We start from the raw sequence: 14,493 nt of genomic DNA, 5'->3' as shown, positions 1-14,493 counted from the left end.
CGGCCCTCCCAAGGGGGCCGGTTTCGCTTTCGGGATCAAACAAGGCGCAGCTTTCCTGCGCAGCAGATGAAGAGGACGAGGTGCATCAATGATTCAGATGCAGACCAACCTCGACGTGGCCGATAATTCAGGCGCACGCCGTGTCATGTGTATCAAGGTGCTCGGCGGTTCGAAGCGCCGCTATGCCACCGTCGGCGACATCATCGTGGTGTCGATCAAGGAAGCCATTCCGCGTGGCAAGGTGAAGAAGGGCGACGTCATGAAGGCCGTCGTGGTGCGCGTCCGCAAGGACATCCGCCGCGCCGACGGCTCGGTGATCCGCTTCGACCGCAACGCGGCCGTTCTGATCAACAACCAGTCGGAGCCGGTCGGCACCCGTATCTTCGGGCCGGTGCCGCGCGAGCTGCGCGCCAAGAACCACATGAAGATCATTTCGCTTGCGCCGGAGGTGCTGTGATGGCTGCCAAGATCCGCAAGGGCGACAAGGTGATCGTCCTGACCGGTCGCGACAAGGGTCGCACCGGCGAGGTGTTCGAAGTACGTCCCGACGAGGGGAAGGCCCTGGTGCGCGGCATCAACCTGGTGAAGCGTCACCAGAAGCAGACGCAGAACCAGGAAGGCGGCATCATCTCGAAAGAGGCGCCGATCGACCTGTCGAACGTCGCGTATGTCGGCAAGGACGGCAAGCCGACGCGCGTTGGATTCAAGATTCAGGCGGACGGCAAGAAGGTCCGCGTTGCCAAGAGCTCGGGAGTTGAGATCGATGGCTGAGACTGCTTACACCCCGCGCCTGCGCACGGAATATGATCGCGAGATCAAGAGCCAGCTGACCGAGAAGTTCGGCTACGCCAACGTCATGCAGGTGCCGCGGCTCGACAAGGTCGTGCTCAACATGGGCATCGGCGAGGCCGTCAACGACCGCAAGAAGGCGGAGACGGCGGCTGCAGACCTGTCGCTGATCGCCGGCCAGAAGGCGGTCGTGACCTATTCGCGCGTCGCCATCGCGACCTTCAAGCTGCGTGAGAACCAGCCGATCGGCTGCAAGGTCACCTTGCGCAAGACCAAGATGTACGAGTTCATCGACCGGCTGATCAACGTCGCGCTGCCGCGCGTCCGCGACTTCCGCGGCCTGAACCCGAAGAGCTTCGACGGCCGCGGCAACTACTCGCTCGGCATCAAGGAGCACATCATTTTCCCCGAGATCGATTTCGACAAGGCCGGGGAGAGCTGGGGCATGGACATCACGGTGTGCACCACCGCGGCGACCGACGACGAGGCCCGCGCCCTGCTGACCGCATTCAATTTCCCGTTCCGGCAGTGAGACGCTGACTTAAGAGCATCTCAAACGCGGATACCCAGGAGCCAAGCATGGCAAAGAAGAGTTCAATCGAGAAGAACAACCGGCGCAAGCGGATGTCGAAGAACGCCGCTCCGAAGCGCGCCCGGTTGAAGGCGATCATCGCCGACAAGACCAAGCCGATGGAGGAGCGTTTCGCCGCGACCCTCAAGCTGGCTGAAATGCCGCGCAACTCGTCGGCGACCCGCATCCGCAACCGTTGCGAGCTGACGGGCCGGCCGCGGTCGAACTATCGCAAGAACAAGCTGAGCCGCATCGCGCTGCGCGAGCTGGGCTCGAAGGGCCTGGTTCCGGGCCTCGTGAAGTCGAGCTGGTAAGGAGGATCGCACCATGTCAACGCACGATCCCATCAGCGATCTGATCACCCGTATCCGCAACGCGCAGATGCGCTCGAAGTCGAAGGTCTCGACTCCCGGCTCAAAGATGCGCGCCAGCGTACTCGAGGTGCTGAAGTCCGAAGGCTACATCCGCGGCTATGCCACGGTGGAGCATCCCTCGGGCCGCAGCGAGCTCGAGATCGAGCTGAAATATTTCGACGGCGAGCCCGTGATCCGCGAGATCGAGCGCGTCTCCAAGCCTGGCCGGCGCGTCTACACCTCGGTGAAGAACCTGCCGCGCGTGAACAACGGGCTCGGAATTTCTGTTTTGTCGACACCGAAGGGAATCATGGCCGACCATAGCGCGCGTGACGCGAATGTCGGCGGTGAAGTTCTCTTCACGGTGTTCTAAGAAGGATTGAGCCATGTCACGTATTGGCAAGAAGCCTGTGGCGGTGCCGTCCGGAGTGACGGCCTCCGTCGACGGACAGACCGTCAAGATGAAGGGGCCGAAGGGCCAGCTTCAGTTCATCGTCCATGACGACGTGGACGTGAAGTTCGAGAGCGGCCAGGTCAAGGTTGCTCCGCGTTCCGAGACCAAGCGCGCCCGGTCGCTGTACGGTACCGCTCGCGCCCAGATCGCGAATCTGGTCGAAGGCGTGACCAAGGGCTTCGAGAAGAAGCTCGAGATCACCGGCGTCGGCTACCGCGCCGCGATGCAGGGCAAAAACCTGCAGCTCGCGCTCGGCTACAGCCACGACGTCGTCTACCAGATCCCGGAGGGCATCACGATCGCGGTGCCGAAGCCGACCGAGATCACGGTCACGGGCATCGACTCGCAGCGCGTCGGCCAGGTGGCCGCTGAAATCCGCGCCTACCGGCCGCCGGAGCCCTATAAGGGCAAGGGCGTGAAGTACGCGGGCGAATTTATCTTCCGCAAGGAAGGCAAGAAGAAGTAACGGAGCCGGACATGTCGAGAGCCAAGGTTACGAATGCCCGGCGCAAGCAGCGTGTGAGGCTGTCGCTGCGCCGCTCCGCCGGCGGCCGTCCGCGTCTGTCGGTGTTCCGCTCGTCGAAGCACATCTACGCTCAGGTCATCGACGATCAGAAGGGCGAGACGCTCGCCTCTGCGTCGTCGATGGAGAAGGAGATGCGCTCGGCCGGCAACACCGGTGCCGACATCGACGCGGCGAAGGCGGTGGGCAAGCTGCTCGCCGAGCGCGCGGTGAAGGCCGGGATCAAGGAAGTCGTGTTCGATCGCGGCGGCTATCTCTATCACGGGCGCGTCAAGGCCCTGGCCGACGCGGCGCGCGAGAGCGGGCTGAGCTTCTAACATCAATGGATATGGGCGCGAGAGCCCCTCAGAAGATTGGATAGCACCATGGCAGGTGAACGGGAACGAGGCGGTCGCGATCGCAAGGAGCGCGAGGAGCGCGACAGCGAGTTCGTCGACAAGCTCGTCCACATCAACCGAGTCGCGAAGGTCGTGAAGGGCGGTAAGCGCTTCGGCTTTGCGGCGCTCGTCGTGATCGGCGATCAGAAGGGCCGGGTCGGTTTCGGCCACGGCAAGGCACGCGAAGTGCCGGAGGCGATCCGCAAGGCGACCGATTCCGCCAAGCGCAATTTGACCCGCGTCGCGCTGCGCGAGGGCCGGACCCTGCATCACGACATCTTCGGTCGTCATGGTGCGGGCCGCGTCTATCTGCGTGCGGCTCCGGCCGGTACCGGCATCATCGCCGGCGGTCCGATGCGCGCCGTGTTCGAGACGCTGGGCATCCAGGACGTGGTGGCGAAGTCGATCGGCTCGTCCAACCCGTACAACATGGTGCGCGCGACCTTCAACGCGCTGAAGCACCAGGACAGCCCGCGCTCGGTTGCTGCGCGCCGTAACATCAAGGTGTCGACTCTGCAGGCCCGCCGCGTCGGTGGCGATGCCGAGGCAGCTGCCGACTAACGAACGCGCGCCGCCTTTCGGCCGGCGCATCTCGGAGTGAAGACCATGGCTAGCGCCAAGACGATCAAGATCGAGCAGATCGGCAGCCCGATCCGCCGGCATCACTCGCAGCGCGAGACGCTGATCGGGTTGAAGCTCAACAAGATCGGCCGGGTGACCGAGTTGCCGGATACGCCGGCGGTCCGCGGCATGATCACCAAGGTTCATCATCTCGTCCGCATCGTCGACGAGAAGTAAGGAGAAGGGCGATGAAGCTCAGCGATATCGCCGACAACGCCGGCGCGCGCAAGAAGCGCATGCGCGTCGGCCGCGGCATCGGCTCCGGCAAGGGCAAGACCTCGGGCCGTGGCGGCAAGGGCCAGACCGCGCGCTCCGGCGTGCGCATCAAGGGCTTCGAAGGCGGTCAGATGCCGATGCATCGCCGTCTGCCGAAGCGCGGCTTCAACAACATCTTCGCGCTGGATTTCGTCGAGATCAATCTCGACCGGATCCAGCAGGCGATCGATGCCAAGAAGCTCGACGCCGGCAGCGTGATCAACGCCGAAGCCCTGGTGAAGTCGGGCGCGTTGCGCCGGTCCAAGGACGGCGTGCGTCTGCTCGGTCGTGGCGAGCTCAAGGCCAAGATCAACATCGAGGTGTACGGCGCCTCGAAGTCGGCGATCGCGGCGGTCGAGAAGGCCGGCGGCACCGTCAAGATCCTGGCGCCTGCCAAGGACGAAGGCGAAGCGGCGTAACTTCTGCGTCATCGCGCCGCCACAGGCTCAGGCTTGGTGGGGCAGGGCGATGGACAGAATGCGTCTGCGCACCAGATAATATCCGACGTCTGCCCAAGCCCCGCGAGCCCTCGCGGGGCTGATGCGGTCAAGAACGGGCGGCGGGAGAAAGCTAGACATGGCCTCAGCAGCGGAACAACTTGCGGCAAACCTCAATTTCGGCGCGCTTGCGAAGGCCGACGAGCTGAAGAAGCGCATCTGGTTCACCCTCGGTGCGCTGCTGGTCTACCGCCTCGGCACCTACATCCCGCTGCCGGGCATCGATCCCAACATCTGGGAGCAGGTGTTCCGCACCCAGGCCGGGGGCATCCTCGGCATGTTCAACATGTTCGCCGGCGGCGGCATCCACCGCATGGCGATCTTCGCGCTGAACATCATGCCGTACATCTCGGCATCGATCATCATTCAGCTGCTGACCACCGTCTCGCCCCAGCTCGAAGCCTTGAAGAAGGAAGGCGAGTCGGGCCGCAAGATGCTGAACCAGTACACCCGCTATCTCACCGTCATTCTCGCTGCGGTGCAGTCCTACGGCATCGCCGTCGGCCTGGAAGGCGCGGGCAACGTCGTCGCCGATCCCGGCCTGTTCTTCCGCCTGTCGACCGCGATCACGCTGACCGGCGGCACCATGTTCCTGATGTGGCTGGGCGAGCAGATCACCTCGCGCGGCATCGGCAACGGCATCTCGCTGATCATCCTGTCCGGCATCGTGGCGGAGCTGCCCTCGGCGCTCGCCAACATGCTCGAGCTCGGACGTCAGGGCGCGCTCTCGACCGGCCTGATCCTGGTCGTCATCGTGATGGCGGTCGCCGTGATCGCGTTCATCGTGTTCATGGAGCGCGCACAGCGCCGGCTTCTGATCCAGTATCCGAAGCGCCAGGTCGGCAACAAGATGTTCGAGGGCCAGTCCTCGCATCTGCCGCTCAAGCTCAACACCTCGGGCGTCATCCCGCCGATCTTCGCCTCGTCGCTGCTGCTGCTGCCGACCACGGTTGCCAATTTCAACGCCGGCAAGGGCCCGGAGTGGTTCCAGTGGATCACGACCCAGCTCGGCCACGGCCGGCCGCTGTTCCTGGTGCTCTATCTGGCGCTGATCCTGTTCTTCGCCTTCTTCTACACCGCGATCGTGTTCAACCCGACCGAGACGGCGGATAACCTGAAGAAGCATGGCGGCTTCATTCCGGGCATCCGGCCGGGCGAGCGGACCGCGGAATATATCGATTACGTGCTGTCGCGGATCACCGTCCTCGGCGCCATCTATCTGGCGATCGTGTGTCTGATCCCGGAAATTCTGATTTCCTACGCTTCCGTCCCGTTCTACTTTGGTGGCACTTCGCTTCTGATCGTCGTCAGCGTAACGATGGATACCGTTGCGCAGGTTCAGGGTTATCTGCTGGCCCATCAGTATGAAGGGCTGATCAGGAAGTCGAAGTTGCGGGGGCGCCGCCGCTGATAGCGGCGGATCGCGGCCCGGGAACCAAAAGCCAAGAACAAGGTGTGCGGGAGGGTCGCTCACCGTGTGCCGGGGGGCGGAATTCGATGAGACTCATTCTTCTGGGACCGCCCGGTTCGGGCAAGGGGACGCAGGCACAGCGTCTGGTGCAGCGTCACGGCATCGTTCAGCTGTCGACGGGTGACATGCTGCGCGCCGCGGTGGCCGCGCAGACGCCGATCGGACTGAAGGCCAAGGACATCATGGCTGCCGGCGGCTTGGTGCCTGACGAGGTCGTGGTCGGCATCATCGCCGACCGGATCGAGCAGCCGGATGCGCATAACGGTTTCATCCTGGATGGCTTCCCGCGCACCGTGCCGCAGGCCGAGGCGTTGGACGCGCTGCTGAAGCAGAAGCAGATGAAGCTCGACGCGGTCATCGAGCTCCGGGTCAACGAGGGCGTGCTGCTGGAGCGCGTCGAGCGCCGGGCGGCCGAGACGCGGGCCCGCGGCGAGGCGGTGCGGGCGGATGACACCCCTGAAGTCCTCACCAAGCGCCTGGCGAGCTACCGCGACCAGACCGAGCCCCTGATCCACTATTATTCCGACCACCGGATGCTCGCGACTGTCGACGGCATGATGCCGATCGAGGAGGTCACCGAGGAGATCGGCCGGATCCTGGCTGCCGTCGGGAAGGGTGGCGCGAGTCGCTCGGCCAAGAAGGCGGCGGCTGCCAAGCGCAGCGCCAATGCGCCGGCCAAATCCGCCAATAAAGCTGCCAAAAAGGCCGCCAAGGCGGCTGCGCCGGGCAAGAAGGCCGGAAAAGCCGCCAAGAAGGCGACCAAGACCGTGACCAAGGCTGCCAAGACGGCGCCGAAAAAGGCCTCCAAAGCCGCCGGCAAGGCCCCCAAGGCCGTCGGCAGGGCCTCAAAGGCCGGTGGCAGGGTTGCGAAGGCCGCCGCCAAAGCGGCCAAGGGAACCCGGAAAACCTCTGCAAAATCTGCAAAAAAGCGTGCGACAAGGTGATCGAATCTTGTAGGGGCGGTTGACGACCGCCGTGTGAATCCATTAATAAGCCCGCATCCAAGTCGGATAGTTTTCCAAAGATGCCGGGCCCCATGAAACGAGGGGTGGGCGTCTTGTTCGCGTTTGCGGACATCTGCCCGAGTTAGCGAGAACGAAGGCCGGTCTGCCCCGCAACCGGTGACAGGAGAGAAGTCCGTGGCCCGTATTGCCGGTGTCAACATCCCGACCAACAAGCGCGTCCTCATCGCGCTCCAGTATATCCATGGCATTGGCCCGAAGATCGCGGCCGATATCGTCGAGAAGGTCAAGATTGCCGAGGATCGCCGCGTCAATCAGCTGAGCGACCAGGAAGTCCTGCAGATCCGCGAAGTGATCGACCGCGACTACGTCGTCGAGGGCGACCTGCGGCGCGAGACCGGCATCAACATCAAGCGGCTGATGGACCTCGGCTGCTATCGCGGCCTGCGTCATCGCCGCGGCCTGCCGGTGCGCGGTCAGCGGACCCACACCAATGCGCGCACGCGCAAGGGGCCGGCCAAGGCGATCGCCGGCAAGAAGAAGTAATTGGCGAATTGCAAATGTGCGGGTGGCGAGTAGGGGAGGTCCCTATTCGCTATTCGCCGTTTACCATTCGCCCGTTCGGTGTAGCCGCTGGCATTACGGCGGCGTTGAGATCTCAGGAAAGGTACCTATATGGCCAAGGAAGCCGCACGTGTCCGCCGTCGTGAGCGCAAGAACATCGCCTCCGGCGTCGCACACGTGAATTCATCGTTCAACAACACCACCATCACCATCACCGACGCGCAGGGCAATACCATTGCCTGGTCGTCGGCCGGCACGATGGGCTTCAAGGGATCGCGCAAGTCGACCCCGTATGCCGCGCAGGTCGCGGCGGAGGACGTGTCCAAGAAGGCCCAGGAACACGGCATGCGCACCCTCGAAGTCGAGGTCGCCGGCCCTGGTTCTGGCCGTGAATCGGCGCTTCGCGCGCTGCAGGCTGCGGGCTTCACCGTCACCTCGATCCGCGACGTGACGACGATCCCGCACAATGGTTGCCGTCCGCGCAAGCGTCGGCGCGTCTGATCTGTAAGGAGGCGGACAGCATGTCCGCCTCGTCGTGCTTTTGAGACATTTCGGTTGCCGCGGTCTGATGCGCGGTTCTCCAACGCCAGTCAGTCAGATCCTATGACTGGAAGATGCCGTGACTGGCCCATGGGTGAAACAGTGACGATCCAGAAGAATTGGCAAGAATTGATTCGGCCGAACAAGCTCCAGGTCACGCCGGGCTCCGACGCGACCCGTTTCGCCACCGTGGTTGCCGAGCCGCTGGAGCGCGGCTTCGGCCAGACGCTCGGCAATGCGCTCCGCCGCATCCTGCTGTCGTCGCTGCAGGGCGCCGCTGTGCAGTCGGTGCACATCGATGGCGTGCTGCATGAGTTCTCCTCGATCGCCGGTGTCCGCGAGGACGTCACCGACATCGTGCTGAACATCAAGGACATCGCGATCAAGATGCAGGGCGAAGGCCCGAAGCGCATGGTCGTGAAGAAGCAGGGTCCGGGTGCCGTCACCGCCGGTGACATCCAGACCGTCGGCGACATCGTCGTGCTCAACCCCGACCTGCCGCTCTGCACCCTGGACGAGGGCGCAGAGATCCGCATGGAGTTCACGGTCGCGACCGGCAAGGGCTACGTCGCCGCCGATCGCAACCGCCCCGAGGATGCGCCGATCGGCCTGATCCCGGTCGACAGCCTGTTCTCGCCGGTCCGCAAGGTCTCCTACAAGGTCGAGAACACCCGCGAGGGCCAGATCCTCGACTACGACAAGCTGACCATGACGATCGAGACCAACGGCGCGATCTCGCCGGAAGACGCGGTGGCCTATGCCGCCCGCATCCTGCAGGATCAGCTCAACGTCTTCGTCAACTTCGAAGAGCCGCGCAAGGAAGTCGCCCAGGAGATCATCCCGGACCTCGCCTTCAACCCGGCCTTCCTCAAGAAGGTGGACGAGCTCGAGCTGTCGGTGCGTTCGGCGAACTGCCTGAAGAACGACAACATCGTCTATATCGGCGACCTCGTGCAGAAGTCGGAGGCGGAGATGCTGCGCACCCCGAACTTCGGCCGCAAGTCGCTGAACGAGATCAAGGAAGTGCTGGCCCAGATGGGTCTGCATCTCGGCATGGAAGTGCCGGGCTGGCCGCCGGAGAACATCGACGAGCTGGCCAAGCGCTTCGAGGATCATTACTGAGCGGATGGCGGGTAGGGATCCTACCCGCCACTCGTCACGACCGGGCGAACGCAGGCAGCCCACCTGAGCAACATGTCCGACGAACCGTCGCGGCAGATTGAAATGAAGGACTAACACAATGCGTCACGGCAAGGTTCATCGGAAGCTCAACCGCACCGCCGAGCATCGCAAGGCGATGTTCGCCAACATGTGCGCCGCGCTGATCAAGCACGAGCAGATCGTCACCACGCTGCCGAAGGCGAAGGAGCTCCGGCCGATCGTCGAGAAGCTCGTCACCCTCGGCAAGAAGGGCGGACTGGCGCTGCGCCGGCAGGCCATCTCCGAGATGCGCGACATCGACCAGGTCAAGAAGCTGTTCGACGTCCTGGCGCCCCGCTACAAGGATCGCAACGGCGGCTACACCCGCATCATCAAGGCCGGCTTCCGCTACGGCGACAACGCCGCGATGGCCGTGATCGAGTTCGTCGATCGCGACGTCGATGCCAAGGGCCTGGATTCCGGCCCGGTGCAGGAAACCTCGGAAGCCGCGTAAGCGCCGCTCCGATCCCGGTTTCAAAGCGGCGCCTTCGGGCGCCGTTTTCATTTTTGGGTCGCGGCTCGGCTACCGGGCGGACGAAGACGGGCGTGGTGGATCGGAGCATCAGCTATGAGCACGGCAGAGCTGCAGATCGTCTACGAGCCGGATGACGACGGCACGGGGAAGGTCATTGCGAGCGCGAAGGCCGGTCCCTTCAGCGCGAAGGGCGCGGCGTGGTTCGGCCGCGATCTGGATATTTTCCTGAAGAGACTAAGATCCTATCCGCTGTCATCGGAGAAGCCGCCGATGATCGAGGGCGGCTATTACGACGATAAGGGCAATCTCAAGCAATGCCACGTCCGGATCGTCATCAGACCACACGACCTTCGCGGACGGTTACTCGTGCAAGCCGAGCTGACGTCCGAGGTCTGGAGCATGCCGGAGGCCATTGTGCCGAACAGTGCCTCGATCCGCTTCCTGACCGAATATGCGGTCCTTGAGCGCTTCGCCGCCGAGTTTGAGGAGCTGCTGAAGGGCCGGCGCCAAGTTGCGATCCTGACGGGGACCACGAGCTAAAGATCTCGGCGCCGTTTCCATTTTGAGGATTCGTAGCCCGGATGAGCGAAGCGATATCCGGGTTCACCCGTACAGCTCGTGTGAACCTGGATATCGCTTCGCTCATCCGGGCTACGGACCTTCGCTGCGCCGTTCAGCCCGGGTCGTGGACGCAAAAGAGGATCAGCTCTGCGTGCAGCGCGTTGCGTTGGCGCGACGACGCCCCACATCCGTTCCTTCAGCACAACGGAGAGCTGCCCATGCACATCGACCTCTCGGGAAAGACCGCCCTCGTCACCGGTTCCACGGCCGGTATCGGCTTTGCCATCGCCAAGGGGCTCGCCGCGTCCGGCGCGGAGGTCATCATCAACGGTCGCGGCCAAGCTCGTGTCGACGAGGCGGTCGCGAAGCTCAAGCAGCTGGTCCCCGCCGCCAAAGTGCGGGGCGTCGCCGGCGATGTCGCTCAGATCGAGGGCGGCAACGCCATCATCACGGCGCTCCCCGAGGTCGACATCCTCGTCAACAATGCCGGGATCTTCGAGCCCAAGGACTTCTTCGACATTCCCGACGAGGACTGGAGCCGCTTCTTCGAGGTCAACGTGATGTCCGGCGTGCGCATGGCCCGCGCCTACATGCAGGGGATGCTGAAGCGCAACTGGGGCCGCATCATCTTCATCTCCTCGGAGTCGGCGGTGAACATCCCGACCGAGATGATCCACTACGGCATGACCAAGACCGCCCAGCTCGCGGTCTCGCGCGGGCTCGCCAAGCTGACGCGCGGCACCGGCGTCACGGTCAATGCGGTGCTGCCCGGACCGACGATGTCGGAAGGCGTCGAGACCTTCGTCAAGGATCTCGCCCGCCAGAACGGCCAGTCGGAGCAGGAGGCGGCCTCGTCCTTCGTCAAGCAGCACCGGCCGGCTTCGCTGCTGCAGCGCTTCGCCAGCGTGGACGAGATCGCCAACATGGTCGTCTACGCCGTCTCCAAGGAAGCCTCCGCGACCAACGGCGCCGCGCTGCGCGCCGAGGGCGGCATCCTCGACACCATCGCGTAGCATCGTCGACAGGATTGCGTAGATTGCGTAGCCTGGATGAGCGCAGCGACATCCGGGTTCGTCCGTGAACCTGCGAGACCCCGGATATCGCTTTCGTCGAAGCCCTTCGGGCTTCGCCGGAGCTCATCCGGGCTACGAAGCGAGGTCGGCCATGGCGGCTTACGTCATCTCCGAGGTCGAGGTCCGCGACATCGAAGCGATGGAGCGCTACCGGGCGCTCGCGGCGGGCTCGATTGCGCAATATGGCGGCCGCTATCTGGTCCGCGGCGGACCCGCCGAGACGGTCGAAGGCGGCCCGCCCGCCAAGACCCTCATCATCGTCGAGTTTCCGTCGATGGCGCGGCTGCGCGAATGGTATGCGTCGCCGGAATATGCCCAAGCCCTGGATGAGCGCTGGAGGGCGCTGGACCGCCGGCTGATTTTCGTCGAGGGTGCTGCACCCGCGTAAAGACCGGACCGTGCCGCACCCATGCTGAAGATCACCCCCCGCCGCAAGCGCTGGCTCAAGCTGACCTCAGCGCGCTGGCAGCGGCGGGTGCTGTTCGTGGCCGGCGGTCTGGTGGTCGGCGCCGCCGCTGTGGCGCTGGCGGAGCTTGCCGACCAGGCGCAGCTTGCCTTCAACTGGCTGTTGTCCAAGTCGCGCTACGCCTCGCTCATTGTCACGCCGGCCGGTTTTGCGCTGTCGGTGTATCTGACCCAGCGCTTCTTCCCCAATGCGCAAGGCAGCGGCATCCCGCAGGCGATCGCGGCGCGGCACCTCTCGGACTCGCGCGCACGCAGCCCGCTGGTGTCGCTCCGTGTCGCCATCGGCAAGATCGTGCTGACCCTGCTCGGGCTGCTGTGCGGCGCCTCGGTCGGCCGCGAAGGGCCGACGGTTCAGGTCGGCGCCTCCATCATGTTCGCGCTCGGCCGGCTGTCGCCGCGCCGCCAGCCGGGCCTGATCCTGGCCGGCGCGGCGGCCGGGGTGGCGGCGGCCTTCAACACGCCGCTCGCCGGCATCGTGTTCGGCATCGAGGAGATGAGCCGCGCCTTCGAGACGCGGACCTCGAGCCTCGTCATCGCCACGGTGATCGCTGCCGGCCTGACCTCGCTGGCGCTGATGGGCAACTATGCCTATTTCGGCTCGACTCCCATGGCGCTCGGCAAGGGCATCGACTGGCTCGCCGTGCCCGTCTGCGGGGTGATCGGCGGCGCCGCCGGCGGCCTGTTCAGCCGCATCCTGATCACGATGGCGCGCGGGCTGCCCGGCGCCGTCGGCCGCGCCATCAAGCGCCAGCCGCTGCCGTTCGCACTCGCCTGCGGCTTGGCCGTCGCGATCTGCGGCCTCGCCTCGGGCGACACGGTCTACGGCACCGGCTATGCGCAGGTGAAGGCGGCGCTGGAGACCGGCACGCCGCTGCCGGCCGATTTCGGCGTGCTGAAATTCCTCGCCACCACCTTCGCTGCGATCAGCGGCATTCCCGGCGGCATCTTCGCGCCGTCGCTCGCGGTCGGCGCCGGCATCGGCGCCAACGTCGCGAGCCTGTTCCAGCAGGCTCCGCTGGCGCCGATCATGCTGCTCGGCATGGTCGCGTATTTCGCCGGCGTGGTGCAGGCGCCGATCACCGCCTTCGTCATCGTCACCGAGATGACCGACAATCACGCGATGGTGGTGCCGCTGATGACGGCGTCACTGATCGCCTATGGCACCTCGAAGCTGGTCTGCGAGGAGGGCCTCTATCACGCGCTGGCCAAGGGGTTCGTCGCAAAGGCTGAGACGACGGCTGAGCCCAAGCCGGTCGCCGCGCCAGGCTGAGGGCCGCGCTCACGCGTTGCTTGATGCCGCCCGGGCAAGCGGCGTGATTTCAAATGCTTGACGGAAGATCTTGAGATCGGACCTCTCTCATCGAGAGGCTGCCGCTCCCTGCTGCTTCAAGGTGATCGGGCGCACAGTCGGCACCATCGAAACCGCGCATCCTGTGGGCCGTTCGCTGGACGAGTGCGGACAATGACGTCTTCACGCCAGTGGACACATCACCACAGGAGAGTGAAAATGAAGTCCATCATGGCCGGTGCGCTGGTGCTCGTCGTCACGTCGGGCGCATGCCTTGCGGGCACGCCCCTGATCGATGCCCGGCAGAACGTGCAGTCGCATCGCATCTACAACGGCATCACCTCGGGACGGCTGACCTATCCGGAAACCCAGCAGCTGGTCCGTGGCCAGATCCACGTACAGAAGCTGGAGAACAAGGCCAAGGCCGACGGCGTGGTGACGCCGTTCGAGCGCGCTCGGATCAATGTCGCGCAATCGGTGCAGGGCGCACGCATCTTCTGGAAGACGCACAATTAGTCCGCTTGCCGTAAAGGTTGGCCACTCGTAGCCCGGATGAGCGGTGCGACATCCGGGCTCATCGACACAGCTCGTGAGACCCCGGATGTCGCTGCGCTCATCCGGGCCCCTAATACGTCGCGCGGCCGCCGGAAATGTCGAACACCGCGCCGGTGGAGAACGAGCACTCTTCAGAGGCGAGCCACGACACCAGCGCGGCGAGTTCCTCGACCAGCACAAAGCGGCCCTTCGGGATCTTCGACAGCATGAAGTTGATGTGGGTCTCGGTCATCTGGTCGAAGATCGCGGTCTTGGCCGCGGCCGGCGTCACGGCGTTGACGGTGATGTTGTGCTGCGCCAGCTCCTTGCCGAGCGACTTGGTCAGCGCGATCAAGCCGGCCTTCGATGCCGAGTAATGCGCGGCGTTCGGATTGCCTTCCTTGCCGGCGATCGAGGCGATGTTGACGATGCGGCCATAGCCCTGCTTCAGCATGATGGGGACGATCGCCTTGGCGCAGATGAAGGGACCGTCGAGATTGATGCGCAGCACCTTGCGCCACTCCTCGAGATCGGTCTCCCACACCGTCTTGTTGATGCCGGCGATGCCGGCATTGTTGACCAGGATGTCGAGGGTGCCGAACGCGGCCAGCGTCGCATCGCGCGCGCCTTCGACGGCGGTCGTGTCGGTGACATCGACCTGCAGCGCCAGCACCTCGGGGCCAATCTCCTGCGCGGTCTTCTCCGCCAGTGCGATGTCGTGATCCCAGATCGCGACTTTCGCGCCGGAGGCCTTGAAGCGCTCGGTGATGGCCCGGCCGAAGCCTTGAGCGCCACCGGTGACCACGGCGCAGCGGTTGGTGAGGTCGATGTGGTTCATGAAAAAAGACTCCTCTTTCGACCCTCATGGTGAGGAGCGCGCAGCGCGTCTCGAACCATGGGGCCCCGGCGTCCGGGCCCCA

At 64.6% G+C, this 14,493-nt stretch carries 22 protein-coding genes; 21 read left to right on the top strand and 1 reads right to left on the bottom strand.

Features of this window, described 5'->3' with window-relative positions:
• Positions 1–88 precede the first annotated feature (88 nt).
• The 21 genes from rplN (at position 89) to S58_RS22055 (ending at position 13,555) form a co-directional block, all read left to right on the top strand.
• The gene (gene rplN / locus S58_RS22155; RefSeq protein WP_006611848.1) at positions 89–457 is read left to right on the top strand and encodes a 50S ribosomal protein L14; all 369 of its coding nucleotides are present in this window, start codon (positions 89–91) and stop codon (positions 455–457) included.
• Positions 457–771: a 50S ribosomal protein L24 gene (gene rplX, locus S58_RS22150; RefSeq protein ID WP_015667611.1), complete on the top strand. Its 315-nt coding sequence runs from the start codon at positions 457–459 to the stop codon at positions 769–771. Before rplN ends, rplX begins: the two co-directional genes overlap by 1 nt.
• Positions 764–1,321: a 50S ribosomal protein L5 gene (gene rplE, locus S58_RS22145; protein ID WP_015667610.1), complete on the top strand. Its 558-nt coding sequence runs from the start codon at positions 764–766 to the stop codon at positions 1,319–1,321. The genes rplX and rplE overlap by 8 nt, the downstream gene beginning before the upstream one ends.
• A 47-nt stretch (positions 1,322–1,368) precedes the next feature.
• Complete coding sequence (gene rpsN / locus S58_RS22140) at positions 1,369–1,674, top strand: 30S ribosomal protein S14 (RefSeq protein WP_015667609.1); 306 nt, start codon at positions 1,369–1,371, stop codon at positions 1,672–1,674.
• A 13-nt stretch (positions 1,675–1,687) separates the two neighbouring features.
• On the top strand, positions 1,688–2,086 hold the full coding sequence (rpsH, locus tag S58_RS22135; protein ID WP_015667608.1) for a 30S ribosomal protein S8: 399 nt from the start codon (positions 1,688–1,690) through the stop codon (positions 2,084–2,086).
• A 13-nt stretch (positions 2,087–2,099) separates the two neighbouring features.
• Complete coding sequence (gene rplF, locus S58_RS22130) at positions 2,100–2,633, top strand: 50S ribosomal protein L6 (protein ID WP_015667607.1); 534 nt, start codon at positions 2,100–2,102, stop codon at positions 2,631–2,633.
• 11 nt (positions 2,634–2,644) lie between these two features.
• Positions 2,645–3,007, top strand: coding sequence for a 50S ribosomal protein L18 (rplR, locus tag S58_RS22125; RefSeq protein WP_006611854.1), 363 nt, complete (start codon positions 2,645–2,647; stop codon positions 3,005–3,007).
• Positions 3,008–3,055: 48 nt separating this feature from the next.
• Complete coding sequence (gene rpsE / locus S58_RS22120; protein WP_006611855.1) at positions 3,056–3,628, top strand: 30S ribosomal protein S5; 573 nt, start codon at positions 3,056–3,058, stop codon at positions 3,626–3,628.
• Between the two features lie 45 nt (positions 3,629–3,673).
• Positions 3,674–3,865, top strand: a complete 192-nt coding sequence (rpmD, locus tag S58_RS22115) for a 50S ribosomal protein L30 (protein ID WP_006611856.1) — start codon at positions 3,674–3,676, stop codon at positions 3,863–3,865.
• An 11-nt stretch (positions 3,866–3,876) separates the two neighbouring features.
• Positions 3,877–4,362, top strand: coding sequence for a 50S ribosomal protein L15 (rplO, locus tag S58_RS22110; RefSeq protein ID WP_015667606.1), 486 nt, complete (start codon positions 3,877–3,879; stop codon positions 4,360–4,362).
• 157 nt (positions 4,363–4,519) lie between these two features.
• Positions 4,520–5,851, top strand: a complete 1,332-nt coding sequence (gene secY, locus S58_RS22105) for a preprotein translocase subunit SecY (protein WP_015667605.1) — start codon at positions 4,520–4,522, stop codon at positions 5,849–5,851.
• 86 nt (positions 5,852–5,937) lie between these two features.
• The gene (locus tag S58_RS22100; protein ID WP_015667604.1) at positions 5,938–6,855 is read left to right on the top strand and encodes an adenylate kinase; all 918 of its coding nucleotides are present in this window, start codon (positions 5,938–5,940) and stop codon (positions 6,853–6,855) included.
• A 195-nt stretch (positions 6,856–7,050) separates the two neighbouring features.
• Entirely contained in the window at positions 7,051–7,419 is a 369-nt protein-coding gene (gene rpsM, locus S58_RS22095; RefSeq protein WP_008969420.1) for a 30S ribosomal protein S13, read from the top strand.
• A gap of 129 nt (positions 7,420–7,548) precedes the next feature.
• Positions 7,549–7,938, top strand: a complete 390-nt coding sequence (rpsK, locus tag S58_RS22090; RefSeq protein ID WP_006611861.1) for a 30S ribosomal protein S11 — start codon at positions 7,549–7,551, stop codon at positions 7,936–7,938.
• A 129-nt stretch (positions 7,939–8,067) separates the two neighbouring features.
• Positions 8,068–9,099 (top strand): DNA-directed RNA polymerase subunit alpha, encoded by a 1,032-nt coding sequence (locus S58_RS22085; protein ID WP_006611862.1) that lies wholly within the window; start codon positions 8,068–8,070, stop codon positions 9,097–9,099.
• A gap of 118 nt (positions 9,100–9,217) precedes the next feature.
• Positions 9,218–9,631, top strand: a complete 414-nt coding sequence (gene rplQ / locus S58_RS22080; RefSeq protein WP_015667603.1) for a 50S ribosomal protein L17 — start codon at positions 9,218–9,220, stop codon at positions 9,629–9,631.
• A 114-nt stretch (positions 9,632–9,745) separates the two neighbouring features.
• Positions 9,746–10,192, top strand: a complete 447-nt coding sequence (locus S58_RS22075; RefSeq protein ID WP_015667602.1) for a hypothetical protein — start codon at positions 9,746–9,748, stop codon at positions 10,190–10,192.
• 239 nt (positions 10,193–10,431) lie between these two features.
• Complete coding sequence (locus tag S58_RS22070) at positions 10,432–11,226, top strand: SDR family NAD(P)-dependent oxidoreductase (protein ID WP_015667601.1); 795 nt, start codon at positions 10,432–10,434, stop codon at positions 11,224–11,226.
• Positions 11,227–11,377: 151 nt separating this feature from the next.
• Positions 11,378–11,674 carry a DUF1330 domain-containing protein gene (locus S58_RS22065; protein WP_015667600.1) on the top strand — a complete coding sequence of 99 codons (297 nt, stop codon included), beginning with the start codon at positions 11,378–11,380 and terminating at the stop codon, positions 11,672–11,674.
• Between the two features lie 21 nt (positions 11,675–11,695).
• Positions 11,696–13,021, top strand: coding sequence for a chloride channel protein (locus tag S58_RS22060; RefSeq protein WP_015667599.1), 1,326 nt, complete (start codon positions 11,696–11,698; stop codon positions 13,019–13,021).
• 237 nt (positions 13,022–13,258) lie between these two features.
• Positions 13,259–13,555, top strand: a complete 297-nt coding sequence (locus S58_RS22055) for a hypothetical protein (protein WP_015667598.1) — start codon at positions 13,259–13,261, stop codon at positions 13,553–13,555.
• A 109-nt stretch (positions 13,556–13,664) separates the two neighbouring features.
• Here S58_RS22055 and S58_RS22050 read toward each other — a convergent pair whose 3' ends face one another.
• Positions 13,665–14,411, bottom strand: a complete 747-nt coding sequence (locus tag S58_RS22050) for an SDR family NAD(P)-dependent oxidoreductase (protein ID WP_015667597.1) — start codon at positions 14,409–14,411, stop codon at positions 13,665–13,667.
• Positions 14,412–14,493: the final 82 nt, after the last annotated feature.

The sequence above is a fragment of the Bradyrhizobium oligotrophicum S58 genome (genome assembly GCF_000344805.1).
In the GTDB taxonomy this organism is placed as follows: domain Bacteria; phylum Pseudomonadota; class Alphaproteobacteria; order Rhizobiales; family Xanthobacteraceae; genus Bradyrhizobium; species Bradyrhizobium oligotrophicum.
This window is presented reverse-complemented; position numbering and strand designations above follow the sequence as displayed.

Excerpts from the sequence above, each read along its gene's own strand:
- S58_RS22100 (WP_015667604.1), top strand. The coding sequence starts at position 5,938 with ATGAGACTCATTCTTCTGGGACCGCCCGGTTCGGGCAAGGGGACGCAG.
- S58_RS22065 (WP_015667600.1), top strand. The coding sequence starts at position 11,378 with ATGGCGGCTTACGTCATCTCCGAGGTCGAGGTCCGCGACATCGAAGCG.
- rplE (WP_015667610.1), top strand. The coding sequence starts at position 764 with ATGGCTGAGACTGCTTACACCCCGCGCCTGCGCACGGAATATGATCGC.
- rpsE (WP_006611855.1), top strand. The coding sequence starts at position 3,056 with ATGGCAGGTGAACGGGAACGAGGCGGTCGCGATCGCAAGGAGCGCGAG.
- S58_RS22060 (WP_015667599.1), top strand. The coding sequence starts at position 11,696 with ATGCTGAAGATCACCCCCCGCCGCAAGCGCTGGCTCAAGCTGACCTCA.
- rpmD (WP_006611856.1), top strand. The coding sequence starts at position 3,674 with ATGGCTAGCGCCAAGACGATCAAGATCGAGCAGATCGGCAGCCCGATC.
- rpsK (WP_006611861.1), top strand. The coding sequence starts at position 7,549 with ATGGCCAAGGAAGCCGCACGTGTCCGCCGTCGTGAGCGCAAGAACATC.
- rplR (WP_006611854.1), top strand. The coding sequence starts at position 2,645 with ATGTCGAGAGCCAAGGTTACGAATGCCCGGCGCAAGCAGCGTGTGAGG.
- rplO (WP_015667606.1), top strand. The coding sequence starts at position 3,877 with ATGAAGCTCAGCGATATCGCCGACAACGCCGGCGCGCGCAAGAAGCGC.
- rpsH (WP_015667608.1), top strand. The coding sequence starts at position 1,688 with ATGTCAACGCACGATCCCATCAGCGATCTGATCACCCGTATCCGCAAC.
- rplF (WP_015667607.1), top strand. The coding sequence starts at position 2,100 with ATGTCACGTATTGGCAAGAAGCCTGTGGCGGTGCCGTCCGGAGTGACG.
- secY (WP_015667605.1), top strand. The coding sequence starts at position 4,520 with ATGGCCTCAGCAGCGGAACAACTTGCGGCAAACCTCAATTTCGGCGCG.
- S58_RS22055 (WP_015667598.1), top strand. The coding sequence starts at position 13,259 with ATGAAGTCCATCATGGCCGGTGCGCTGGTGCTCGTCGTCACGTCGGGC.
- rplX (WP_015667611.1), top strand. The coding sequence starts at position 457 with ATGGCTGCCAAGATCCGCAAGGGCGACAAGGTGATCGTCCTGACCGGT.
- rplQ (WP_015667603.1), top strand. The coding sequence starts at position 9,218 with ATGCGTCACGGCAAGGTTCATCGGAAGCTCAACCGCACCGCCGAGCAT.
- S58_RS22050 (WP_015667597.1), bottom strand. The coding sequence starts at position 14,411 with ATGAACCACATCGACCTCACCAACCGCTGCGCCGTGGTCACCGGTGGC.
- rpsN (WP_015667609.1), top strand. The coding sequence starts at position 1,369 with ATGGCAAAGAAGAGTTCAATCGAGAAGAACAACCGGCGCAAGCGGATG.
- S58_RS22075 (WP_015667602.1), top strand. The coding sequence starts at position 9,746 with ATGAGCACGGCAGAGCTGCAGATCGTCTACGAGCCGGATGACGACGGC.
- S58_RS22070 (WP_015667601.1), top strand. The coding sequence starts at position 10,432 with ATGCACATCGACCTCTCGGGAAAGACCGCCCTCGTCACCGGTTCCACG.
- S58_RS22085 (WP_006611862.1), top strand. The coding sequence starts at position 8,068 with ATGGGTGAAACAGTGACGATCCAGAAGAATTGGCAAGAATTGATTCGG.
- rplN (WP_006611848.1), top strand. The coding sequence starts at position 89 with ATGATTCAGATGCAGACCAACCTCGACGTGGCCGATAATTCAGGCGCA.